This is a genomic window from Vibrio sp. 10N.286.52.F8 (assembly GCF_041468745.1).
GTDB lineage: Bacteria > Pseudomonadota > Gammaproteobacteria > Enterobacterales > Vibrionaceae > Vibrio > Vibrio crassostreae_C.
The window spans coordinates 79828-104223 of record NZ_JBFRJF010000019.1 but is presented as its reverse complement, the minus strand read 5'-3'; the positions used below and the strand labels follow the sequence as shown (position 1 = coordinate 104223).

The following is a 24396-nucleotide window of genomic DNA, read 5'->3' as shown; positions in this document are numbered from 1 at the left end:
ACCCCAGAGAAGAGTTATCTTCTCTGGGTTTAAAGCATTAACAGGGTCCGTTTTATTGCGGGTCTTTAAAGGATTTGAGGCATTTATGGCTTACAGTACTTTTTCTCAACAAAAAAATGACCAACTAAAAGAACCAATGTTCTTGGGTCAGTCGGTAAACGTTGCACGTTACGACCAACAAAAATTTGAAATCTTCGAAAAGCTTATCGAGAAGCAGCTTTCTTTCTTCTGGCGCCCAGAAGAGGTCGACGTGTCTAGTGACCGTATCGACTACAACAAGCTTCCTGAGCATGAAAAGCACATCTTCATCTCTAACTTGAAGTACCAAACGCTTCTAGATTCTATCCAAGGCCGCAGCCCTAACGTTGCCCTACTTCCATTGGTATCACTACCAGAAGTTGAAACTTGGATTGAGACATGGTCATTCTCTGAAACGATTCACTCTCGTTCTTACACGCACATCATCCGTAACATCGTAAATGATCCAGGCGTAGTATTCGACGACATCGTTGAAAACGAAGAGATCCTGAAGCGTGCGAAAGACATCGCCTTTTACTACGACGATTTGATCAAGCTGACGGCGGACTACCACCGCTACGGTGAAGGCAACCACAACATCAACGGCGAAGACGTTAAGATTTCACTTCACGACCTGAAGAAGAAGCTTTACGTATGTCTAATGTCTGTAAACGCACTGGAAGCGATTCGTTTCTACGTGAGTTTTGCATGTTCATTCGCATTCGCTGAGCGTGAGCTAATGGAAGGTAACGCGAAGATCATCAAGCTAATCGCTCGTGATGAAGCCCTTCACCTTACTGGTACACAGCACATGATCAACTTGCTACGCAATGGTCAAGATGATTTTGAATTCATGCAGATCGCTGAAGAGTGTAAGCAAGAGTGTTTCGACCTATTCAAAGAAGCGGCTGAGCAAGAGAAAGAGTGGGCAGAATACCTATTCAAAGATGGCTCTATGATTGGTCTGAACAAAGACATTCTTTGCCAATACGTTGAGTACATTACCAACATCCGTATGCAGGCTGTTGGCCTAGGTACGGCTTACCCAGCAGCAACGTCGAACCCAATTCCATGGATCAACGCTTGGTTGTCTTCAGATAACGTTCAAGTTGCTCCACAAGAAGCAGAAATCAGTTCTTACCTAGTTGGCCAAATCGACAACGAAGTAAAAGCTGACGACTTTGAAGGATTTGAGCTGTAATGCCAACAATCAAAATCAACAAACTGACTTCAATTGAATCTAACCCTTCAAACACTCTGTTGGAAACAATGGAACAAGCTGGGTTAGAGCCAGAATACAACTGCCGAGATGGTCACTGTGGCGCTTGCCGCTGCACGTTGGATTCTGGTGAGGTCGAGTACGTTGGTTTTGCTATGGCTTACACGCAAGGTAATGAGATATTGCCTTGTATCTGTAAAGCAAAGACTGAGCTATCGCTGAGTAACGTTATTCATAGAAACAAGCAAAAACGCGCATAAGCCAGCTGGCTTTAGGTCACTTTGTTCGAATATCGTCAATAAGAATCAAAAAAGGGTCCGCTTCCTTTAGGAATGCGGACCCTTTTCTATTTATGTCTTTAGGTATCTAAAGCGACTCGTCTATCACTCAACCAAATCTTCCTGTTGGCTTGTGTCATACAAAGCCAAACGTTTATTGCTGAGTCAGGTTAAGAGTCACAGAGCCAATATAACAAGCGCTTCGGCACTCTCCACAGCCGTTACACTTATCTTTGTCCACTGTAGGCAACTCTCCTACTTCGATGTGTATTGCACCAGCTGAACACGCCGTTTGGCATGCTGAACAGTCCATTTGCATGTAATTATTGCAGCTATCCGCAAAGCTCGGCTTGAGGTCGATATAAGGCGTGACCGTTGGATGAAGTGCGCCGGTCGGACACACTTCAGTGCATTTGTTACACATAGAACAACTGTTGTAATCCAAATTCAGCAGCGCACTGCCCTCTAGCATCTCAATAACGCTATTTGGACACGATTGTTCACACAATCCACAACCGTCGCAAAGACGCTCAAACAGCACCTCATCGACCGCTCTTGGCGGTCTTGCATGCAAGCGCTGTGATATCTCTTCATAATTCGCGGCTGCTTTAACCGGTTTAGAAAGTCGAGTTAAGAAACCGCGTCTATTTGAATTTATTTGTTCAGACATTAGTCGATATATAACTTTTTAGTAGCAACATTTAAATTATATTCAGATATTAAGTACTTAAACCAATCTATTACATCAACCGATAGCTTTTTATAAAAAGATAACTCTGATGCTTTATTTAGTTTTTCTAAATAAACAGAAGACCAAGTTAATAAGTGACCCTCAAGTAATTCACCGGCTGAATTAATATTATTATTTTCTAACAAATACGCATGAGCGAATAACATTAAACCAAATTGATCTTCCGGCTCTCTTAACCCAGTGTCTAATTCAATCTGATTCAATTCTAAAAACTGGCGATACTCAACCGTAGAAGCACCAAACACAACGCGGTCTTTATCTAGGTACACAGAACCCCAAGGCGGAGCTGGCATGTCTCCAACGCCTTCAAACAGGCGGCTGAACTCTGCTGCGAGCGCATCTTCGTCTTCGCTTCTTAATGCCTGCAAGCATTCTTCAGAGAGTACTTCGCTCTCAACCAAAGCTTCGACAATGGTGATTAACTGTTCTTTACTTGTCGCTTGATAAAATAGCGAACCCAACAATTTATGCGTATCGATAATCATTATTATTTATACCGTTATAGGTTTAAAGATAATTATATTAATTAACTCATTTCATTCTTTGATCTATTTTATACATTCAATTCATAAACTTTAAATTCCACACTTATTTGATGCCAATCAATCAATAATTCGAAATAAATACATAAAGAACAAACTACCTATAAAGTGCTAGCTATCAATAGTAAAAGGCATCTTAGAATGACGAATAAGAAAGAATCTGGGGTAATGAATCTTACTCGAAGAGGCTTCATGAAAGCTTCCTCTGCAGTAGGTAGTGCAGCTGCACTTGCGGGCGGTATTGCATTACCTTTCAAATCCAAACCAGTAGCGGCTGCAGTTGCTGAAAATGTGGATGAGAAAATCGTATGGAGTGCATGTACAGTAAACTGTGGCTCTCGCTGCCCACTGCGTATGCATGTACAAAACGGTGAAATCAAATACGTAGAAACAGACAACACAGGCACTGACGAATACGGTCATCACCAAGTTCGTGCGTGTCTACGTGGTCGCTCGATGCGCCGCCGTGTTTATAACCCAGATCGCCTAAAGTACCCAATGAAACGTGTGGGTAAACGTGGTGAAGGTAAGTTTAAGCGTATTAGCTGGGAAGAGGCTTATGATGAAGTCGCTGGCACCATGCAACGCCTTATTAAAGACTACGGTAACGACACTATCTACCTAAACTACGGTACAGGTACGCTGGGCGGCACGGTTACTAAATCTTGGCCACCAGCTCAAACGCTGATTGCTCGTCTAATGAACCTAAGTGGTGGTTACTTAAACCATTACGGTGACTACTCAACAGCGCAAATCACGAAAGGCTTGAGCTACACCTACGGCGGTTGGGCAAACAACAACTCTTTCTCTGATTTAGAGAACACTAAACTTAACATTCAGTTTGGTAACAACCCTGCTGAGACGCGTATGTCTGGTGGCGGCCAGATCCACCACTACGTTGAAAGCAAAAACAAATCAAACGCAAGAACGATCATCATCGACCCTCGCTACACCGATACTGCCGGTGGCCGTGAAGATCAATGGATCCCAATTCGTCCTTCTACAGATGCGGCATTGGTAGCGGGTCTTGCACACGTGATGATCACTGAAGACCTTGTCGACCAACCGTTCCTAGACAAATACTGTGTCGGTTACGATGAGAAGACCCTTCCTGCATCAGCGCCTAAAAACAGCGACTACAAATCTTACATCCTAGGTTTAGGTGAAGATGGCGTAGAGAAGACACCAGAATGGGCTTCTAAGATCACGGGTATTCCAGTTGACACCATCGTTAAGCTTGGCCGTGAAATGGGCACAGCGAAACCATGTGCGATTCACCAAGGTTGGGGCTTACAACGCACTGCGAACGGTGAACTAGCGTGTCGTGCAATCGCGATGCTGTCACTGCTCACTGGCTCTGTGGGCGTATCAGGCGGTTCAACAGGCGCTCGTGAAAGCGACATCAACATTCCATTTGTGCGCTTCCCTACTGTGCCAAACCCAGTTGAAACGTCTATTTCAATGTTCATGTGGACAGACGCGATTTACCGTCACCATGAAATGACCGACATCACTGATGGTGTTCGCGGTGCAGAGCGCCTTAAGAACCCAATCAAGATGATCTGGAACTACGCAGGTAACTGCATCATTAACCAACACTCAGACATCAACAAGACTCACGCGATTCTTCAAGATGAAAGTGCGTGTGAAATGATTGTCGTGGTTGATAACCATATGACGTCTTCAGCGAAGTACGCCGATATCATCCTGCCAGACTTAACAACGTCTGAGCAAGACGACTGGTGTATGGACGGTAAAGCGGCGAACATGCCTTACTTCATCTACGCGCAGAAAGCGATTGAGCCTCAGTTTGAAGCAAAATCTATCTACGAGATGTGTACTCAGCTTGCGAAACGAATGGGCGTAGAAAAAGAGTTCACCGAAGGCCGTACTCAAGAGCAATGGATTGAGCACCTTTACGCAGAAACTCGTAAGAACGATCCAACACTGCCAACCTTCGAAGAGATGAAAGAGCTGGGTATCTACAAACGTAGCTACGACCACCACTACATCGCTTATGAAGATTTCCGTAAAGATCCTGAAGCGAACCCACTGACCACACCAAGTGGCAAGATCGAGATCTACTCAGAGCAACTGGCTGATATCGCGAAGACTTGGAAGCTGAAAGAAGACGAAGTGATTCACCCACTTCCGATTTACGCGGACTCTTTCGAAGGTCATAACGACCCACTAGCAGAGAAGTACCCACTTCAGCTAACCGGTTTCCACTACAAGGCTCGTACTCACTCGACTTACGGCAACGTTGCAGAAATCAAAGCAGCAGCACCGCAAGAGTTGTGGATCAACCCAATCGATGCAAAAGAACGTGGTATTGATAGCGGCGACATGGTGAGTATTTTCAACGACCGTGGCGAAGTACATATTCCAGCGAAAGTGACACCTAGGATTCTTCCTCGAGTTGTCGCACTAGGCGAAGGTGCATGGTACGCACCAGATGGTCAGAAGATCGACCATGCAGGCTCTATCAACGTGCTGACGACTCAGCGCCCGAGCCCACTTGCTAAGGGTAACCCTCAGCATACAAACCTAGTTCAAATCAAAGCGCTAAAGAAAGCATAAGGTAGGTTGGAATGAAACAATACGGCTTTTACATTGATTCAAGTAAATGCACGGGTTGTAAAACCTGTCAGCTTGCTTGTAAAGATTATAACGATCTAGACATCAAAACGAACTACCGTCGCGTATACGAATATGCCGGTGGTGGCTTCACTCAAGATGGTGATACCTGGGTTCAGAAAGATGTCTTTTCTTACTACCTATCTATCGCTTGTAACCACTGTACTAACCCAGCGTGTGTGAAAGTGTGTCCTTCGGGCGCAATGCACAAACGTGATGAAGACGGTTTGGTTGTGGTTGATGAGAGCGTATGTATTGGTTGTCAGCACTGTAGCAATGCGTGTCCTTACGGCGCACCACAATACAATGCTAAGAAAGGTCATATGACGAAATGCGATGGTTGTTACCAACGTGTTTCTGAAGGCAAACAGCCTATCTGTGTTGAGTCTTGCCCACTTCGTGCATTGGAGTTTGGTGAAATCAATACACTTCGTGAGAAGTACGGCTCTGGTGCGGATGTGGCTCCACTGCCATCTTCAACAGAAACGCTACCAAACATCGTGATTAAGCTGAACAAAAACGCGAAGCCGACTGGCGATACCAGCGGTCACCTAGCAAACCCGAAGGAGGTGTAAGATGATTTTTCATGAGTGGTCTTTAATCTTCTTTACGGTGCTGGCGCAAACTGCGGTTGGTGGTTACTTACTGATTGGCGCACGTGCACTGGTACTTGGTCATGACGAAGAGAAGCTGAACAGCTACAAGGTTCCAATGTTTATCCTATGGGTACTGATGGGTCTTGGCTTCATGTTCTCGACAACGCACCTTGGCTCTCCACTGCGCGCGTTTAACGCTTTTAATCAGCTAGGTTCGGCTTGGTTGTCTAACGAAGTGTTCTTCGGTGCGGCATTCTTCGCTGTCGGTGGCCTGCAATGGTTACTGTCGGTAGTCAAGAAAGGTGGCGTTGCTATCCAGAAGGCACTGATGGTTGGCGCGATGGTACTGGGTGTTATCTTCATGTACGCGATGATCAACGTATACATGATCAACACAGTACCGACGTGGGACAACATCTACACACCACTGAGCTTCATCATGACGATGGTTGTGGGTGGCTTTCTGTTATCTCAGTTCGTGATTGTATTCGCAAACGACAGCCGCTTTACGGTTGACCGTAACATCACCATGTTGGCTGTTATCGCTGTTGCTATCAGCTTGCTTGTGACAGTAGGAAAACTGAACCTGATCGGAGACATCCAAACTTCAGCGGCAAAAGCGTCTGAGTTAGTCGATGGTTTAGGTAGCTATGTGATTCTTCAAGTGGCACTGCTAATGGCAAGCTTGTTGATTTGGATTCTACCTATGCTGAACAAAGCAAAAGTGAACCCAGTTAACCTTGGCTTAGCACTAGTATTGTTCTTGGCTTCAGAGTTAATCGGCCGTGGTTTGTTCTACAGCCTACATATGACAAGCGGTTTGTAATCGAGTTCTTACGGACATGAGTTGCGTGTAAACATCGCTGCTTGTTTGGTTATCTAGAAGGCTAGATAAACAAAAGGCCCAACACCTATTTAGATGTTGGGCCTTTTTATTTCGTTTTTTCTAGCGTTTTTAATACAGACTTAGCGAGTTCGCTTACATCGTTAGCTTACATAGCTACTTAATGATAGCCGCTGGAATAAACATGTCTTTTAATCGCTTAACCGAAGAATAAGTACCAAACATCGGTTTGTTATCTAAATGCCTTCTCAGCATATCGGCGGCAACGGTCTTAATCACGTTGCGTTGGTCTTCACGCGAGTACTGACGATAAAACTCAAGTACCTGCCCCCACTCGCCTGCTTCAGTCGACAATGCAACGCTGAATGTGTTGCCTTCCAGCTTACCAGTCACCAAAGCCAATTCAGTTCCGCACTTATCTCTTGTTGCTCCAGCCAGCGCAAAGGTCGCGGCTAATGGATCGCTCTTTTCAAGTTCGCTCTCTTTTGGCTCAGCCATCACCCATGAGTGTCCGAAGCAATCTTCTATCTGCTCATTCAATTGCAGCCACGCTGACAGTGAACCTTTGGTCGACACTTCAGACACAGATAACGTCTTCTTTTTTTCCGCCATGATGTGTCCAATATGGTCAATCATCGGCTCATCAACACTAACGACATTACTCTCTAGCAGCTTGTAAACCATCTGCAGAAGCTTAACGCGAGTTTCTAAGTCTGCCTTAGGACCAAACAGTTTGACCTCAATGAACGGCAGATAAGAGCGATAACCAAGTTCATAACCTTCTGGCAGCTTTAGTTGATCCAAAACATCAGAGATACCGGACTCAGACAAACCAAACGTAAACAGTCGACTGCATTCAGAGGCAACCACTTGAGGGTAGGTACACGACAAGTCAGGAAGAATCTCAAACGTCACCATGCGCTTGAATTCACTTGGTACACCCGGCGTGAAATAGAAAGTCGCATCGTTAATTTTCAGTTTGAAGCCACAAGCCGTCCCTACAGGGTTATCGACAATCTCTGAACTCGCAGGTAACAAAGCTTGTTTAAGGTTGCTGTCTGGCATTAGCATGCCACGTCCAGAGAACATCTCTTCCATACGAGCAAGCCATTCAGGGAACATGACGAGTTTCTGCTCGGAAGCAGCTGCAGCGGCGGCAGCACTCATATCATCGGTTGTCGGGCCTAAACCACCATTAACGATAACCACATCATAGTTAAAGCTCAGCATCAGCAATTCTTCAACAAGAGCATTCATTTGATCACCCACAGTTGAGCGCTTAGCAAGCGCAAAACCATGCTGATAAAACTCAGCAGACATCCAAGCTGCGTTTGTATCTACAATGTCTCCATGAAGAACTTCTTCACCTGTGCTTAACATTGCGATTTTCGTCATATTTCTATCCCTTGTTGTCATAAAAAGACACTGCATTATTTACAAACTGGTCTATGGTTGAATTTGGAGCAATTCGCCTTTTCACTAATATTAATAATGTTAAACCTAAGGTTTTCTTAGGAAAAGCTATAAATTATTAGTTCCCTAAATCAGGCATTTAATAGATAATTGTGATCCTGATCAATTCCAAACTTTCTCATGGAGACCCTTGTGGCCAAATCACCGTTACTAGCAAAGGTTACTGCCGCATTTTCAATGCTAATGTCAGTTAACTCGGTTGCAAGCCAATACGACTTCGACCAGCCAATCAACCTTTCTTACTCGGATGAATGTGCTCAAGATTACTGTTTTAATGACAACTTGTACACCTACAAGCCTAGTACCAATTACGCACTGAGCGAATCGAGTGATGAGTACGACTTCTCAATCCAACAACCAAAACACATGTTGGTGAGTCAGGAGAAAGATTGGGATTACCTAATGGGTCAAACCTACACCATTCTTGGCTTGAGTGTCGCGACAGTGGGTCTAATGACTCTGCTCCCTGAAAGTATTACTAAGTGGGATGATGACCAACGTGATATCAGCTCATTAGGTAAAAAGTGGAAAGATAACGTTTCTGCTGGTCCAACATGGGACCGTGACGAACACTTCCTAAACTACGTAATGCACCCATATTTCGGTGGTGTTTACTACACCGCAGCTCGACACGCAGGTTACGACGAGTTTGAGTCATTCTTATACTCTTGGACTATGTCGACGTTCTTCTGGGAATACGGCGTAGAAGCGTTTGCAGAAGTACCTTCATGGCAAGATCTCTTCATCACACCTTTCTTCGGTGCGGTTGTCGGTGAAATGATGCTAGAAGCAGAGCAGGATATCATTGCTTCAGGTGGCGAAGTGATGGGCTCTCAAACCATGGGTGATGTGTCGCTATTCTTCCTTAACCCTGTTGGACACATTCACTACTGGGTAAGTGACGCATGGGGCGGTGATGCAGAAGTTAACCTGAATACTAACCCTTGGTGGGATAACCAAGACGCTGCACGTTTTGCTTACGATGCTGGCGCACCATACGACTCTCAGTTTGTTGGTATGAACTTCAAAGTAACGTTCTAATTCGTCTCTAGTACTACTCAATATAAGTTATTGAGTATAAGTTGCTGAATCATCAATCACAGTGACAACTCTTCTAAAAAGCGGCTCTCTAGCCGCTTTTTTTGTGCCCTACTCTTCATTCTCTTTTTTTGCATCGAAGCTTAGTTTCAAAAATTGACCTAGGTCAAACATTGTTCGATGTAACCTTCTACACTGAAATTAAAGAACTTTATCGCGTGATATCAAACATTTAATTAGCAAAGAATAATTGAAACCTTGGGGGCTGATATGAACAGTACATTTATCGTAAACTTTATAGGAAAAGCATCACCAGCAACAATCAAACAGCTTGCTGCGGTTACTCACGAAAACGACGGCAAATGGCTCATCAGTAAAGTGAACTTTATTGAAGACCAAGTCGCAGGCGTACTAAAGGTTCAACTTCCAGCCATCAACGAATTGATTGTAAAAGAAGCGTTCAGCGCCAATCCAGATCTCATCGTGCAGTTTGTCGATTCCGATCATACACACAATGTTCAAGACACGGTCCATCACTTGAGACTCGACTCTAACGACCGAGCAGGTATCGTCAACGAAGTGACTCATGTATTGGATAGACAAGGAATCAGTATTCTCGATATGGATTGTCACCGCGTCTTTATCGCTGGTGGCGGCGGTGTTAGCTCAAGTCTATTCACATCAAAAATCGCCGTTAAGCTGCCAATCGAAGTACAGATCGACGACGTAGTTAATGAACTCGAAACGCTCAGTGAAGATACTCGTGTGATGATTGAAAGCTAAATAAACAAAATTAAAGAACAAAAAAGAGCAGCTCATTAGCTGCTCTTTGTATTGCTCTGAACTTGTGATTCAGTTACTTAACTGACCATTGTGATAATGAGCGTTTGAAGTCTTCATAGCCGAATTCATTTAGCTTCTGAACTTCACCACTGCTACGTTCACAGTAGATTGAAGGCATTTTAAGGCCATTGAACCAGTTCAATTTCACCATTGTGTAACCCGCGCTGTCTAACAGATGCAGCTTTTGACCAATCTTAAGTGGCTCATCAAAGCTCGCTTCGCAGAACTGATCGCCCGCAAGACATGAACACGAACCAATCACGTAGTCATGGCTGCCTGTTTCTGATGCTTCCAATACTGATGCGGGCTCATTGTAGATAAGCGTGTCAAGGCGGTGCGCCTCAGTCGCTGAATCCACAATCGCTGTTTTCTTCACGTTCTCAACAATATCGACCACTGTCACAACTAGGTCGGTTGTTTTAGTGATGATCGCTTCACCCGGCTCAAGATACATCTGCACACCGTGCTTTTCAGAGAAGGCTTTCAGCGCAAGACCGAGTTTTTCGATGTCATAGCCAGGCCATGTGAAGAACACACCTCCGCCCATGCTCACCCAGTCCAACTTATCTAAGTGCTCACCAAACTGTTCTGAGATTGAATCAAGCAGGCCGATAAACGCATCGACGTCTTTGTTCTCACAGTTCATGTGGAACATCACACCATTAATCTCATCGAAAATTTCTGGTTTGATGTGGTCAGCTTGCACGCCCAAACGCGAGAATTGACGTGCTGGATTCGCCAAGTCTTGCCCTGCGTAGCTCACGCCCGGATTTAAACGTAAACCCAGTGAAGCTTTACCTTCAACAATATGACGGTAAGCAGCAAGTTGGCTTTGAGAGTTGAAGATCATCTTGTCGCAGATGTCAGCAACCTCTCTCACGTCATCTTCACTGTAGCCCACACTGTAAGCATGAGTTTCACCGCCAAAAGTTTCGTGACCTAATTTCACTTCATAAGGGCCAGAACTAGTAGTACCGTCTAGGTACGGTTTGATGATGTCAAACACGCCCCAAGTCGAGAAGCACTTAAGCGCAAGTACCAATTTCACACCTGAAATCTCTTTCAGTTGCTTGGCTTTTTCTAAGTTCGCAATCAACTTGTCTTCGTTGATCATGAAATATGGGGTTTTTAGTTCTTCTTTCTTAAACGTCATTTTTGTAAACACTCAAGCAGCATCTATAGATGGAAAGGTAAATTAACAATTTTGGTGTGATTTATTTTGATTTTGTCCTGTCCGAGCGCAGTGAGTTACAAAATCAAAATAAATGATACCAAAGCTTCAAGGCTATCATCATCGAAAAGGGAACAATCCATGTCCCCTTTAATTAGCAATCAAAACAAGAAATCAGTTCTTATTTTTTCAGCTCATGAATCACTGGAAGACCTTGGCCTGCTTCAAGCTCTTGAACATGCCAATCTAGACCAATTTCCGGCATAGTTGCTAGGAACGGATCTGGATTTAGCTGTTCCATGTTGAACACGCCTTTATCAGCCCATTCGCCACGGAAGAACTGAAGTGCAGCGGTAATCGCTGGAACACCAGTTGTGTAAGAGATCGCTTGGTGCTCTACGTCTTCGTAAGCCACTTCGTGGTCTGCGTTATTGTAGATGAATACGCTACGCTCTTTACCATCTTTCTTACCTTGAACCCAAGTACCGATACACGTTAAACCAGTGTAACCCGGAGCTAGAGATGTTGGATCCGGTAGTAGTGCTTTAAGAACATGCAGAGGCTGAACCACAGTACCATCGTGCAGTGTTAGCGGATCTGGGCTAAGAAGACCGATATCACGCATGCAGTTGAAGTAGTTCAAGTATGCATCACCAAAGCCCATCCAAAATTCGATACGCTTAGCTGGGATGAACTCTTTCATTGAACGAACTTCATCGTGCGCCATTGAGTAAACTTTGTGAGAACCACAGTTCGGGAATTCAAACTCAAGCATACGAGAGTGACAAGGTACTTGTTTCCACTCTTCATTTTCCCAGTAGAAAGAATCGCCTTGGATCTCAAGCATGTTGGTTTCTGGGTCAAAGTTTGTCGCAAACTTCTTGCCGTGGTCACCAGCATTCACATCCATTACATCAATTGAGTCAATCTCATCGAACAAGTGCTTAACCGCGTATGCAGCAAAGATTGATACCACACCTGGATCGAAACCAGCACCAAGAATACCTGTGATGCCTGCTTCAGCGAACTTCTCACGGTAGCCCCACTGCCAATCGTAAGCTTGTGGTACTTGTTGGCCTTCAGAACATAGGTCAACCGCTACCGATGTATCTAAATAAGAAACTTTAGATTGGTAACATGCTTCCATGATTGCCATGTTTACCCAAGGAGGACCAGCGTTGATCACTAGATCCGGCTGAACTTCTTTAATCAAAGCAACAAGCGCATCAACATCATCAGCGTCTACTGAACGTGCTTCTAGTTTCTTAGTTGAATCTTTAAGGTTGTTTTTGCCCTTGATAGATTCGATGATTTTTTCACACTTCGCGATTGTGCGAGAGGCGATTGTGATATCACCCAGTACTTCGTTATTTTGTGCTGCTTTGTGTGCAACAACCCAACCAACGCCGCCTGCACCAATTTGTAGAATAGCCATAGTATTAATTACCCTTGTTGTTCTGCTAGCTCAGTGGCTAGAGTTTGAATTTTGTTAATTAGAGATTTGAAATCTGATGTCTTTAAGCACGGATTCAAGATAGTAAATTTCAACGCGCTTTTACCATCAACGACCGTTTCGCCAAGAACAGCAATGCCACGAGTCAGCGCCTCCAGCCTTAACGTTTGATTCAGTTTGTCTAAATCTAGCTCACCGTTTGCTGATTGCCCATTGCGAGGCACCGATCGGAACAGCACAGTAGACAGTGACGGCTCAGCAAGCAGTTCAAAATCGTCATGCTTCTGAATCAGGTCTGCAACTTGAAGCGTCTGCTCTAGGAGATGATCGTACATATCACCCAACTGCTTTGGCCCAACGCTTTGCATCGTCATGAAGACTTTCAATGCATCAAAACGCTTGGTGGTCGCAATAGACTTATCGACAAGATTTGGCAGCTCATCGTGCTCGCGATTCAAGTAGTCTGCGTGATGCAGTAGGAACTTAAAGTTCGCTTTGTCTTTCAGCAACACAGCACCACAGCTGATTGTTTGGAAGAACAACTTGTGGAAATCAACGCTCACTGAATCCGCTTTCTCGATGCCTTTCAGGCGAGCTTTATGGCTACTTAAGATAAGCGCGCCACCGTAAGCACTGTCGACATGGAACCAAAGATCTTGTTGGTTGGCGATGTCAGCAATCGCTTCAAGGTCATCAATAGCACCGTGATCGGTCGTACCCGCAGTACCGACAACAGCAAAAGGAATCAACCCTTGTGCTTTAAGCGCTTTCACTTCTGTGTCTAGCAAGTCAGGTTTGATAGTGCCGTTTGCATTGGTGTCAACACAGCACACTGCCGCTTCGCCTAGCCCTAGTAGAGAGGCAGACTTTTGAACCGTGAAGTGCGATTTCTTTGAACATAAGATACGCAGCTTACTCGCGTATTCTGGTAAGCCAAGCTTTTGGATAGAATGACCATTGTGCTTATCCGCAACCCAGTCTCTCGCAAGCAATAAACCCATTAGGTTACTTTGCGTGCCGCCGCTGGTGAAAACACCGTCAGCTTGTGCGCCAAGTTGGTATTTTTCGCACATCCAATCCACCACACGCTGCTCAACATAAGTCGCAGCCGATGCTTGGTCCCATGAATCCATTGATTGATTCAACGCCGCGATAATCGATTCAGCTGCTACCGAAGCCATAAGAGGCGGAGTGTGAAGGTGTGCAATACAATCTGGGTGTTGCACGAAGATGGAGTTTGCAGCGACAAGGTCTGCAGTGCTATCTACAACATCAACCAAAGCGTGTTGATTGTTGTCAAGGTCGACAGCATTGATGGCTGCTTCTAGCACTTTTGGTTCTAAACCCGAATAAGGGGTTTCAACCTGTTCAAAAACCGCTTTCATCGCTTGAGTGGTTTGGTTCATCACGCTAGCAAATTCGTCGCTACCGCCTAAACCCGTCTGGATAAAATGCTTGTTCCATTCTTGGTTTGCTTGCTCGCTTGAAGCTGGGTCTTGTTGTAGACCACCACCTGCTGCGATGATCGCTTCTTCCATGACGCGCAATGCAAAGTCAATCTGCTCAAAAGAGATAATCATTGGCGGAAGGAAACGAATGACCGAACCATCACGACCACCCTTTTCAACCATCAAGCCGCGTTCTAACGCCGCACGTTGAATCGCAAGAGTCAGTTCGCCGTCTGATTGTGGTTCGCCAAACTTGTTAAGCTCACCATTTGGTTGCTTGATCTCAGCGCCAAGCATCAAGCCTTTACCGCGAACTTCAGCAATACAGCTAACGCGTGATTGAATCTTCTCTAACCCATGACGTAGGTATTGGCCTGCAATGTTCGCGTGCTCCACCAAACCATCTCGCTCGATGATTTCCAGTGCTTTAGCACCAGACACCATTGCTAACTGGTTACCACGGAATGTACCGGTATGTTCACCCGCTTTCCAAGTATCGATGCTCTTGTCGAATACAAGCAGCGACATAGGCAGTCCGCCACCGATCGCTTTAGACAAACATAAGATATCTGGGTTAACGCCAGACTCTTCAAACGCAAATCGATGACCCGTCTTACCTACACCACACTGAATTTCATCAAAGATCAGTAGGATGCCGTGTTCATCACAGATGCGACGCAAGCCTTGTAGCCAAGATGCAGGAGCTGGAATCACACCGCCCTCACCTTGTACAGGTTCAACGATCATCGCGGCTGGTTTCATGATGCCAGACTCGTCATCGTTCAACATACGCTCGATATAACGAATGCTCGCGTTGGCACCCGCTTCACCACCAATGCCAAACGGGCAGCGTAGGTTGTATGGGAAAGGCATGAAATGTACGTCAGACATCAAGCCGCTACGACGCTCTTTAGTACCGAGGTTACCCATCATGCCCATGGTGCCGTTGGTCATGCCATGGTAAGCACCACGGAAAGCAAACATGGTGTTGCGACCTGTGGTTTGCTTAGCAAGCTTGATCGCCGCTTCCACAGCGTCAGCACCCGATGGGCCACAGAATTGAAGAACCGAGTTATTTGAAAAGTCTTGAGGAAGAAAGGCTTTAACTCGCTTGATAAACGTCTCTTTTGCTTGAGTCGTGATATCAAGTGTTTGGTATGGCAAACCAGAATCGAGCTGGTCTTTCAGTGCTTGGTTAATCTCAGGGTGATTGTAACCCAGAGAAAGTGTACCTGCACCGGCTAAGCAATCGAGAAAGAGTTGGCCACGAGTATCTTCAACTAAAGCGCCACATGCTCGTTTAATAGCAATAGGCAGGCGTCTTGGGTAAGAGCGAACATCCGACTCATGCTGTTCTTGCTCTAGCAAAATAGCGTCAGGTGTTAGGTCGTACGTTCCCTCTAAGATAGGAACCATAGTTGAAAATGAATTTGCGATAGTATTAATATCGACTTCAAAGGCGGTAGTCATAAAAGTCCCCTTGAATGTGTTCATACTCACCTCCATCAGACGCAATTACCCACCAACTCTCGTTAAATTTGGAGAGAGTTCATAGTGAAATACACGTATTGTCTAGAAATGAGATATAGCTGTACGCTCGCATAAGTCAAATGACGAATACGAAATTAAGCCGTCTTAAGACAGCGATAAATTGTTAGCGTGAGCTCAAGGTTCAGTAATGCTACTGTTTTGAAGAATTGGACATTTTTGCAGGATCGGGCAGCTATGAGGAGCTGGTCCCTTTGGAAATGCAGAGCTGATTAGCAATGTTGTAATTAGTGTGTTCAATGTTGGGTTTCCCATTAACATGACGAACTGCGCCATAAGTATCCCGTCTATCAGCTAAAGGACTAGCCAATACCTACCCTACGTAATGTCCCAATCAGCAAGAATGGTCACTACGCGTATCCCCCAGAAGCAATCGTTGCTCTTCTTGAACATTTTCATTCCGAGATTGCGCGGGAAAGTAACATAAAGTGAAATGAACGATCAATAGTTTTTAGTAATAGCTTGATAAATAGCAGCGGTGGCTAAGCAATTGCTGTAAATATCGTCACACTATCGTTTGGGAAAGAGATCCCCGGTTCATTCGTTCCTCATACCCGAGGATGACGACGTGGGGTTATAAACGTTGCTAGAGAAGCTTTTAGGTCATGGCGTCACTCCCTAGAGCGAGGTATGAATTCATAGAGAACCCCTTACAACATGTCATTGTATTGCTTTATTCAAGAAACTATCTGATGCAATAGATTAAACTGAAGTTAATCAGCAAGCGGCAAGAGATCCCCGGTTCATTCGTTCCTCACACCCGAGGATGACGACGTGGGTTTATAAACGTTACTAGAGAGACTTTGAGGTCATACCGTCTTTCCGTCATTCCCTAGCACGAGGAACGAGTTCATAGGGAATCTCGCTTTTAAAAACTAACTTGATTGCAAAATTTGAAACAGAGATAGAAATGAATGTTGAGTGCGGATTCGAACAAGAAGAGTTCTTAAACGTAAAAGCTAAACGTCAGAAACCAAAAAGCCCGAACATTTCTGTTCGGGCTTCTTAATTTGGAGCGATACATCGGGTTCGAACCGATGACCTCAACCTTGGCAAGGTTGCGCTCTACCAACTGAGCTAGTATCGCATTTGCTTTATCGAGATAAAGACTTTAATAGATGGTGCCCCGGGCCGGACTTGAACCGGCACAGCGCGAACGCCGAGGGATTTTAAATCCCTTGTGTCTACCAATTCCACCACCAGGGCACGCAATTCTTTATTGCGATGCCGATTACTGAAAAGTAAAACACCATCTTAATGCTGACGCCAATCAACATTACAAAATTTGGAGCGATACATCGGGTTCGAACCGATGACCTCAACCTTGGCAAGGTTGCGCTCTACCAACTGAGCTAGTATCGCATTTTCATTCAAATTCTTTCTAGAAGAAAGAGAGAATGGAGGCGCCTCCCGGAGTCGAACCGAGGTCCACGGATTTGCAATCCGCTGCATAGCCACTCTGCCAAGGCGCCTTAGTAACTCCAATTGAATCGCTCATTGCCATCCTCTTGGGTACGGGATGCATTCTACGGATTCAGGCGATTGAGTCAATATTATTTTTGTATTTTTAATTCGTTTGAATAGATTTCATACGAAACAAGCCAAATAGCTGACTTTATGTTCAAAACACACTGTGAGCGGGTTATTCAAAGGAGATCTATATCACATTAGATATCCACTATTGATAACTTAACCTTAGGTTAAAGATCAAAAAAGCGAGCCTCAGCTCGCTTCTTCATCAATGATGTTTTTCGTCCAACAAATCGTCTTTGGCGGCCATCAAGTATTGTGCCATTGACCAGTAAGTAAGAACGGTGGCGACATAGAGCGCAATGTATCCGACCCATACCATCCAATCGTCATAGCGCCAGATAAGTACCCAAAGGGCGAACATCTGAGAAACCGTTTTTACTTTACCAACCCAAGATACCGCAACACTTGCGCGTTTACCGATTTCAGCCATCCATTCACGAAGCGCTGAAATGATGATCTCACGAGCAATCATGGTCACGGCTGGAATAGTTATCCAAATAGAGTGGTAATGCTCTGTAATCAGGATAAGAGCCGTAGCGACCAACACTTTGTCAGCCACAGGGTCAATGAAGGCACCGAAGCGAGACGTTTGCCCTAACTTACGAGCTAGCATGCCATCTAGCCAATCAGTGAAACCGGCTACCCAAAACACCATCGCAGCAGCGAAAGGAGCCCATTGATAAGGTAGATAGAAAACGACAACGAATACTGGGATCAAAAATAGTCTCAGTAAGGACAAAATGTTAGGTATATTCAAACGCATATTATTGGGCTCTTATTAATTGCGCTTTAATGGTGCGGGATTTTTACTATTGTTTCAATGCTTGATAAATGTTTTCTGCCAAAGAATGACTAATGCCCGGCACTTTGGCTATTTCTTCGACAGTTGCACGCTTAAGTTCTTGTAAGCCACCCATATATTTCAGCAAAGCTTGACGACGTTTAGGTCCTACCCCTTCAATTCCTTCCAAAGCACTGGTTCTGCGCGTTTTACCACGTTTCGCCCTGTGCCCTGCAATCGCATGATTATGGCTCTCATCACGAATGTGCTGGATAAGATGCAGCGCTGGTGCATCGCTAGGTAAATTAAACTCTTCACCTTCAAGGGTTACCAAAGTTTCTAAACCCGGTTTACGCGTCACGCCTTTCGCAATACCCATCATTCTTGGTCTAAACGGCCAATCACCCCAATATTGAGAAATGATCTCATGAGCGCGGTTTAGCTGACCTTTACCACCATCGATAAAGATGATGTCTGGGATCTTGTCGACATCGAGTTGCTTCGAATAACGTCTCTCAAGCGCCTGAGCCATCGCTGCATAATCATCGCCACCTGTAATGCCGGTGATGTTGTAACGACGGTACTCTGGTTTAACCGGGCCTTCTTGATTGAACACCACACACGACGCAATCGTGCTTTCACCCATGGTATGACTGATATCAAAACATTCCATGCGCTTGATAGCATCCATCGACAGCACTTCTTGGAGCTCTTTGAAGCGCTGATTAATCGTCATCTTGTGATTAATCTTGGTGGTAATAGCCGTCAATGCATTGGTATTAGACAATTTAAGGTAACGACCTCGAGTACCTGAAGGGTTGGTATTGAAGTGAATCTTACGACCCGCTACTTCACACAAGGCTTCTTGAATCGGTGTGACATCTTCCATCAAATCGGCATTGAGAATCAAACGGGTTGGGATGGTTCTCGCTTCACTATGCGCAAGATAGTATTGGCTTAAAAAGCTCGAAAAGACCTCTTGTCGCACCGTATTGTTGGGAATTTTAGGGAAATGGCTTCTACTGCCTAAAACCTTGCCTTGGCGAATCATCAAGATATGAATACACGCTACGCCATTCTCTTGAGCAAATCCCAACACGTCCATATCTTCCATTGAATCGTCAGATACGTATTGTTGTTCTTGCACACGTCGAATCGCTTGGATTTGATCACGGAAAGCGGCAGCTTGTTCAAAACGAAGCTCACGGCTTGCCTTGTCCATTTTGTCGATGAGCGTCTCAAGGACTAATTTGTCTTTCCCTTGCAGGAACAGACGAACGTAGTCGATAAGTTCACTGTACTCTTCATCAGAGATGATTGAGCTAACACATGGCGCAGCACAACGACCAATCTGATACATCAAACACGGGCGCGTTCTATTGGCATAAACCGTATCTTCACACTGGCGGGCAGGGAAAATCTTTTGGATTAGGTGTAGCGTCTCACGCACAGCGCCGGAATCAGGGTAAGGACCAAAGTATTCGCCCTTTTTCTTCTTAGCACCACGGTGCATCGACAAACGAGGATGCTTGTGACCGCTAATAAAAATATAAGGGTACGACTTATCATCACGCAAAAGTACGTTGTATTTAGGCAAGTACTGCTTGATGTAGTTGTGCTCAAGAATGAGCGCTTCTGTTTCCGTGTGCGTTACAGTGACATCGATCTTGTCAATATTACTAACTAGAGCGCGTGTTTTTTCACTGTCGACTTTTTTACGGAAATAACTGGAAAGGCGTTTTTTGAGGTTCTTAGCTTTACCGACGTAAATAACGGCAGCCTCGGCGTTATACATTCGATAAACGCCGGGCTGCTCTGTTACTGTCTTGAGGAATGAGACTGAGTCAAACAAGTTAGTCACTATACGATCTCAGTGTTAAAGGGTCTCAGTGTCTAACATTCCATGTCTAATCGCTAAATGCGTCAGCTCTACATCGCCACTGATATCCAGCTTACTGAACAAGCGGTAGCGGTAACTGTTGACTGTTTTAGGACTTAGATTGAGTTGTTCTGAAATATCCGTCACTTTCTGACCTTTGGTAATCATCATCATGATTTGAAGTTCACGTTCAGATAAGTCTGCGAATGGATTTTCAGACGCAGGCGAGAATTGGCTCAAAGCCATCTGCTGCGCAATTTCTGGTGAAATGTATCGTTGGCCACTATTAACCACTCGAATTGCATTTACCATTTCATCCGGACCTGCCCCTTTAGTAAGGTAACCAGCAGCTCCAGCTTGCATCACTTTAGTTGGAAACGGATTTTCCGTATGAACAGTTAAAACGATGATTTTAACATCAGGGTTGAAACGCAAGATCTTCTTGGTTGCTTCTAAGCCACCAATACCAGGCATATTCATATCCATCAAAATAACGTCAGTATTGTTAGTACGACACCATTTTGCAGCACCTTCACCGCTTTCAGCTTCCCCTGCTACGTTCATTCCACGGACGTCTTCAATAATACGTCGTATCCCTGTGCGAACCAGCTCGTGATCATCTACAAGGAAAACATTTATCAAACTTGTATCTCCACACTATTAATTGGCTCTGCAACCACTGTGTCATTTCATCTGTTTGAAACAATTGAACAAAGGAACAGTGGATCGCAGCATTGAGTACATCTTAACTTAATTACTAAAAAAAAGCTCTGTTGAATATGTGCTGAAACACGAACTTTAGCAAGTACTTATTAACAAATAAGCTAACTAAAACAACAAGCTTTTTCTAAAAATCAACCAGTTAAAACAACACCCAATAAAATTACATAAGATAAAGATATTTTCAATACCATTGAATAACCATTCGCGACAATTTCACTTATTTGCTTATAGAGTCCCGTTATTTGCCTCTACTAACTAGAATTTAGTTAGTATTTTTACTGCCTTTTGTGCGCAGAGGGTCGCTAGATGGTAGTATTCGATTCCCCATTTCAATAGGTTACTACATTGGATATTCAGCAAGGCTTTGTACTCACAAGACAAGCAAGAGATTTTTCAGGGCGCACACAAATCGACTTGTGGTTAAGCACCCCTCAAGGCCCTACTCTGCTGACGATTCAAAATGAAAAACCGGTATTTTTTGTCGCTCAATCTGACGTTGAGGCATGTCAGGCAATCGCAGCGAAAGAGTCGATCGATTGCCAATTTAAGCCTCTAGAATTAGCCACATTCGAGCAAACACCTCTCGCCGCGTGTTACACCTCACTGTCGAGAAGCAGCTTTGGTTTAGCGCAAGCCTTTCACAACGAAGAAATCCAAACCTTTGAAAGCGATATTCGACTCGCCGATCGATTCTTGATGGAACGTTTTATCAAGGGAAGTATTGAGTTCACCGGATCTGCTGTGCAAAAAAATCAGCATCGTCGAGTCTCAAACGCAAAATGCCGAGCAGGTTATTACTTACCCAGTCTATCTGTGGTCTCGCTTGATATTGAGTGTTCGGAAAAAGGCGTGCTTTATTCAATTGGCCTAGACAGCCCGATGGACAGCCGAGTAATCATGGTCGGCGAAGCACAACAAGCTGAAACCAATATCCAATGGGTTGCCAACGAGAAAGCGCTACTTGAAGCCATGATAGCTTGGTTCTCTGAATTTGATCCTGACATCATCATTGGCTGGAATGTTATCGACTTCGATTTTAGGCTGCTGCACAAACGTTCAGAATGGAACGAAGTGAAGCTCAACATCGGCAGAGACAACCAACCGAGCTTTTTCCGCAGTTCTGCTCAAAATCAGCAAGGTTTTATCACGATTCCGGGGCGCGTTGTCTTGGATGGTATTGATATGCTCAAGACAGCGACCTACCACTTCCGTTCTTGGTCTCTTGAGTCGGTATCGCAAGAGCTGCTTGGGGAAGGCAAAGACATCCATAACGTTCATGACCGTATGGATGAGATAAACCGAATGTTTAAGTTCGATAAACCCTCACTCGCTAAGTACAACCTTCAAGACTGCGTACTGGTAAACAGCATCTTCGAGCACACTCACCTACTCGACTTCGCGATTGAGCGCTCTCGATTAACCGGTGTTGAGCTGGATCGCGTTGGTGGCTCTGTTGCGGCCTTTACTAACTTATATCTGCCTCAAATCCACAGAGCGGGTTATGTCGCACCGAACTTAGAGCCAGAGAATTGGATTGCGAGCCCCGGCGGTTATGTGATGGATTCAATTCCCAATCTGTACGACTCGGTTTTGGTACTCGATTTTAAGAGCCTGTATCCATCGATCATTCGCTCGTTTCTGATTGACCCTATGGGACTAATTGAAGGGTTGAAGCTTGAACTAGGCCCAGCAGAAAACCAAGCCGTTGATGGCTTTCGAGGTGGGCAATTCCACCGCTCTAAACACTTCTTGCCCGAGATGATCGAAAACCTTTGGGCTGCACGTGATGTGGCGAAGAAGAACAACGAGAAAGCGTTCTCTCAGGCGATTAAGATCATCATGAACTCATTCTATGGTGTGTTAGGTTCGTCTGGTTGTCGTTTCTTCGATACCCGGTTAGCGTCTTCAATTACCATGCGTGGACATGAGATCATGAAGCAAACCAAGGTTCTGATCGAAGACAAAGGCTATCAAGTGATTTACGGCGATACCGATTCAACCTTCGTGTCTCTGAACGGCAGTTATGATCAGCAAAAAGCAGACGAGATCGGGAACACACTGGTCGCTTACATCAACGATTGGTGGACGAATCACTTAAAAGAGACCCACAACCTAACCTCAATACTCGAATTGGAATACGAGACTCACTATCGCAAGTTTCTAATGCCGACCATTAGAGGTTCAGAAACCGGCTCGAAGAAACGTTATGCCGGATTAATCACTCAAGGCGATAAAGAAAAGATCATATTTAAAGGGCTTGAGAGTGCACGCACCGATTGGACACCTCTCGCACAGCAATTCCAACAAACCTTGTATGAGATGGTGTTTCACGATCAAGATCCAACCGACTACGTCAGACAGTTTGTTGATGAAACCTCTGCTGGCAAACATGATGATTTATTGGTGTATCAAAAGCGCTTACGCCGCAAATTACATGAATACCAAAAGAACATTCCGCCGCAGGTTCGCGCAGCTCGTATGGCCGATGAGATCAATGCTCAGCTTGGTCGCCCTCTTCAATACCAAAATAAAGGACGCATTGAGTATTTGATTACTCTGAGTGGCCCTGAGCCCAAGGAGTATTTAAAGAGTGGTATCGATTATCAGCACTATATCGACAAGCAGATTAAACCGGTCGCAGAGGCAATACTGCCCTTCATCGGTTTAGACTTTGAAAGAGTTAGTGGGCAGCAGTTGGGTTTGTTCTAGCACTATATTCAATATGCTCTTAAAACGAAAAAAGCAGAGATATGTTCTTCAGCACACTCTGCTTTTTAGTATCAATGGATCGGTTATAAATCTCTATCCGATTCTGAACTCGGTTTTCTGATACTGCTTAATCAACCACTCACCAAAGCCATCAAGAATACCGATCACCGAACGTTTAGGGATTGGTCGACCAGAAAGTAAAATGCCCAACCTTTGGATTTCGACTTCTCGATCTGGGTGATACTTCAAGAACTGTTGGCCACATTCAACAGGATCATCGTACCAATATTTATCGCGGTACATCACCAGTGAGTAACTCGCCCGTAGAAGCTTCTTGGCAATAATCACCTGCGCAGCGACTTGTTGTTCTGGCGTTGTCGCTCGTGCGATCTTGTTGCGATACACCGCCAACCAGTTTTCCGCATCCATATTCCAGTGCTTAGCGATTTCCCAACTTGTTTCAAAATCACCATAGCAGTCTGATAAGTCTTCACCATGCACACACACGGCTAAATGCTTGAGCATAAAACCCCAAGTGAAGATATTGTCGAAATCGACTATCTCACTCACTAAGGTAGTTTTTATCGCCACTTGAGTTACCTGCGGGAAGCTCTTTTGGAAACGCCATTTGATGGTGTTCAACAAAGTGGTTCGTTGGTCAGGAAACGGTCGATGGGTCACCACAACCACATCTAGATTGGAGCGACCGAAGACGGCTTGCTTACGAGCCACACTGCCATAAATATAAATACTGTGCAGATTAGATCCTAACCCACCTTTTAGAAAGGCAATCAGATCGTTAACCACAGGTTGAAATTCAGGTTGAAAAGGCTGTGTTGGGTCAATAACGGGTAGCTGCATAGGTCGTTTCGGTAAATAAAATAATGATTTAACTATAACTCTATGATCGCC

Annotated in this window: 18 protein-coding genes and 4 tRNA genes; 8 read left to right on the top strand and 14 right to left on the bottom strand. The window is 44.8% G+C overall.

The window, feature by feature from the left end; genetic code table 11:
* Positions 1-85 precede the first annotated feature (85 nt).
* Positions 86-1219: a class Ia ribonucleoside-diphosphate reductase subunit beta gene (gene nrdB / locus AB4133_RS11290; protein WP_372104694.1), complete on the top strand. Its 1134-nt coding sequence runs from the start codon at positions 86-88 to the stop codon at positions 1217-1219.
* Positions 1219-1497, top strand: a complete 279-nt coding sequence (gene yfaE / locus AB4133_RS11285; RefSeq protein ID WP_010438115.1) for a class I ribonucleotide reductase maintenance protein YfaE — start codon at positions 1219-1221, stop codon at positions 1495-1497. Before nrdB ends, yfaE begins: the two co-directional genes overlap by 1 nt.
* Positions 1498-1669: 172 nt before the next feature.
* On the opposite strand, the gene napF is transcribed toward yfaE, so the two are convergent.
* Together napF and AB4133_RS11275 are read right to left on the bottom strand one after the other, a co-directional pair.
* Positions 1670-2185, bottom strand: coding sequence for a ferredoxin-type protein NapF (napF, locus tag AB4133_RS11280; RefSeq protein WP_017060994.1), 516 nt, complete (start codon positions 2183-2185; stop codon positions 1670-1672).
* A complete protein-coding gene (locus AB4133_RS11275) occupies positions 2185-2751 on the bottom strand; it encodes a molecular chaperone (protein ID WP_017060995.1) in 567 nt (188 codons plus the stop codon). Before AB4133_RS11275 ends, napF begins: the two co-directional genes overlap by 1 nt.
* A gap of 198 nt (positions 2752-2949) precedes the next feature.
* On the opposite strand from AB4133_RS11275, the gene AB4133_RS11270 reads away from it, so the two are divergent.
* From AB4133_RS11270 to AB4133_RS11260, 3 genes are read left to right on the top strand one after another with little or no spacing between them, the layout of a single operon-like run.
* Positions 2950-5388: a DmsA/YnfE/YnfF family dimethyl sulfoxide reductase gene (locus AB4133_RS11270; RefSeq protein WP_017069171.1), complete on the top strand. Its 2439-nt coding sequence runs from the start codon at positions 2950-2952 to the stop codon at positions 5386-5388.
* A gap of 11 nt (positions 5389-5399) precedes the next feature.
* Positions 5400-6020: a DMSO/selenate family reductase complex B subunit gene (locus tag AB4133_RS11265; RefSeq protein ID WP_004733360.1), complete on the top strand. Its 621-nt coding sequence runs from the start codon at positions 5400-5402 to the stop codon at positions 6018-6020.
* 1 nt (position 6021) lies between these two features.
* Complete coding sequence (locus AB4133_RS11260; protein WP_102393398.1) at positions 6022-6867, top strand: DmsC/YnfH family molybdoenzyme membrane anchor subunit; 846 nt, start codon at positions 6022-6024, stop codon at positions 6865-6867.
* A gap of 174 nt (positions 6868-7041) precedes the next feature.
* Here AB4133_RS11260 and AB4133_RS11255 read toward each other — a convergent pair whose 3' ends face one another.
* Positions 7042-8280: a CinA family nicotinamide mononucleotide deamidase-related protein gene (locus tag AB4133_RS11255; protein ID WP_104216166.1), complete on the bottom strand. Its 1239-nt coding sequence runs from the start codon at positions 8278-8280 to the stop codon at positions 7042-7044.
* Positions 8281-8490: 210 nt separating this feature from the next.
* On the opposite strand from AB4133_RS11255, the gene AB4133_RS11250 reads away from it, so the two are divergent.
* Together AB4133_RS11250 and AB4133_RS11245 are read left to right on the top strand one after the other, a co-directional pair.
* The gene (locus AB4133_RS11250; RefSeq protein ID WP_017069173.1) at positions 8491-9399 is read left to right on the top strand and encodes a DUF3943 domain-containing protein; all 909 of its coding nucleotides are present in this window, start codon (positions 8491-8493) and stop codon (positions 9397-9399) included.
* A gap of 267 nt (positions 9400-9666) precedes the next feature.
* A complete protein-coding gene (locus AB4133_RS11245; protein ID WP_372224479.1) occupies positions 9667-10179 on the top strand; it encodes a glycine cleavage system protein R in 513 nt (170 codons plus the stop codon).
* A gap of 73 nt (positions 10180-10252) precedes the next feature.
* On the opposite strand, the gene nspC is transcribed toward AB4133_RS11245, so the two are convergent.
* The 10 genes from nspC to uvrY form a co-directional block, all read right to left on the bottom strand.
* Positions 10253-11392: a carboxynorspermidine decarboxylase gene (gene nspC / locus AB4133_RS11240; protein ID WP_017063550.1), complete on the bottom strand. Its 1140-nt coding sequence runs from the start codon at positions 11390-11392 to the stop codon at positions 10253-10255.
* Positions 11393-11591: 199 nt separating this feature from the next.
* A complete protein-coding gene (locus tag AB4133_RS11235; protein ID WP_017061002.1) occupies positions 11592-12845 on the bottom strand; it encodes a carboxynorspermidine synthase in 1254 nt (417 codons plus the stop codon).
* Positions 12846-12853: 8 nt separating this feature from the next.
* Positions 12854-15805 carry a pyridoxal phosphate-dependent class III aminotransferase gene (locus AB4133_RS11230; protein WP_017061003.1) on the bottom strand — a complete coding sequence of 984 codons (2952 nt, stop codon included), beginning with the start codon at positions 15803-15805 and terminating at the stop codon, positions 12854-12856.
* Positions 15806-16870: 1065 nt separating this feature from the next.
* Positions 16871-16946: transfer RNA gene (locus AB4133_RS11225), tRNA-Gly, on the bottom strand.
* A 32-nt stretch (positions 16947-16978) separates the two neighbouring features.
* Positions 16979-17065: transfer RNA gene (locus AB4133_RS11220), tRNA-Leu, on the bottom strand.
* Positions 17066-17145: 80 nt separating this feature from the next.
* Positions 17146-17221 (bottom strand) — tRNA-Gly (locus tag AB4133_RS11215).
* A 36-nt stretch (positions 17222-17257) separates the two neighbouring features.
* Positions 17258-17331: transfer RNA gene (locus AB4133_RS11210), tRNA-Cys, on the bottom strand.
* 266 nt (positions 17332-17597) lie between these two features.
* Positions 17598-18155 (bottom strand): CDP-diacylglycerol--glycerol-3-phosphate 3-phosphatidyltransferase, encoded by a 558-nt coding sequence (gene pgsA / locus AB4133_RS11205; protein ID WP_017061490.1) that lies wholly within the window; start codon positions 18153-18155, stop codon positions 17598-17600.
* 46 nt (positions 18156-18201) lie between these two features.
* Complete coding sequence (uvrC, locus tag AB4133_RS11200) at positions 18202-20034, bottom strand: excinuclease ABC subunit UvrC (protein ID WP_372224476.1); 1833 nt, start codon at positions 20032-20034, stop codon at positions 18202-18204.
* A 15-nt stretch (positions 20035-20049) separates the two neighbouring features.
* Positions 20050-20694 (bottom strand): UvrY/SirA/GacA family response regulator transcription factor, encoded by a 645-nt coding sequence (gene uvrY / locus AB4133_RS11195; protein ID WP_371724961.1) that lies wholly within the window; start codon positions 20692-20694, stop codon positions 20050-20052.
* Between the two features lie 426 nt (positions 20695-21120).
* On the opposite strand from uvrY, the gene AB4133_RS11190 reads away from it, so the two are divergent.
* Positions 21121-23484 carry a DNA polymerase II gene (locus AB4133_RS11190; RefSeq protein WP_372224474.1) on the top strand — a complete coding sequence of 788 codons (2364 nt, stop codon included), beginning with the start codon at positions 21121-21123 and terminating at the stop codon, positions 23482-23484.
* A gap of 93 nt (positions 23485-23577) precedes the next feature.
* On the opposite strand, the gene AB4133_RS11185 is transcribed toward AB4133_RS11190, so the two are convergent.
* The gene (locus AB4133_RS11185) at positions 23578-24345 is read right to left on the bottom strand and encodes a nucleotidyltransferase domain-containing protein (protein ID WP_372224472.1); all 768 of its coding nucleotides are present in this window, start codon (positions 24343-24345) and stop codon (positions 23578-23580) included.
* Positions 24346-24396: the final 51 nt, after the last annotated feature.

Excerpts from the sequence above, each read along its gene's own strand:
- AB4133_RS11265 (WP_004733360.1), top strand. The coding sequence starts at position 5,400 with ATGAAACAATACGGCTTTTACATTGATTCAAGTAAATGCACGGGTTGT.
- nspC (WP_017063550.1), bottom strand. The coding sequence starts at position 11,392 with ATGACGTTTAAGAAAGAAGAACTAAAAACCCCATATTTCATGATCAAC.
- nrdB (WP_372104694.1), top strand. The coding sequence starts at position 86 with ATGGCTTACAGTACTTTTTCTCAACAAAAAAATGACCAACTAAAAGAA.
- AB4133_RS11275 (WP_017060995.1), bottom strand. The coding sequence starts at position 2,751 with ATGATTATCGATACGCATAAATTGTTGGGTTCGCTATTTTATCAAGCG.
- pgsA (WP_017061490.1), bottom strand. The coding sequence starts at position 18,155 with ATGCGTTTGAATATACCTAACATTTTGTCCTTACTGAGACTATTTTTG.
- napF (WP_017060994.1), bottom strand. The coding sequence starts at position 2,185 with ATGTCTGAACAAATAAATTCAAATAGACGCGGTTTCTTAACTCGACTT.
- AB4133_RS11270 (WP_017069171.1), top strand. The coding sequence starts at position 2,950 with ATGACGAATAAGAAAGAATCTGGGGTAATGAATCTTACTCGAAGAGGC.
- yfaE (WP_010438115.1), top strand. The coding sequence starts at position 1,219 with ATGCCAACAATCAAAATCAACAAACTGACTTCAATTGAATCTAACCCT.
- AB4133_RS11245 (WP_372224479.1), top strand. The coding sequence starts at position 9,667 with ATGAACAGTACATTTATCGTAAACTTTATAGGAAAAGCATCACCAGCA.
- AB4133_RS11235 (WP_017061002.1), bottom strand. The coding sequence starts at position 12,845 with ATGGCTATTCTACAAATTGGTGCAGGCGGCGTTGGTTGGGTTGTTGCA.
- AB4133_RS11260 (WP_102393398.1), top strand. The coding sequence starts at position 6,022 with ATGATTTTTCATGAGTGGTCTTTAATCTTCTTTACGGTGCTGGCGCAA.
- AB4133_RS11185 (WP_372224472.1), bottom strand. The coding sequence starts at position 24,345 with ATGCAGCTACCCGTTATTGACCCAACACAGCCTTTTCAACCTGAATTT.
- AB4133_RS11230 (WP_017061003.1), bottom strand. The coding sequence starts at position 15,805 with ATGAACACATTCAAGGGGACTTTTATGACTACCGCCTTTGAAGTCGAT.
- AB4133_RS11255 (WP_104216166.1), bottom strand. The coding sequence starts at position 8,280 with ATGACGAAAATCGCAATGTTAAGCACAGGTGAAGAAGTTCTTCATGGA.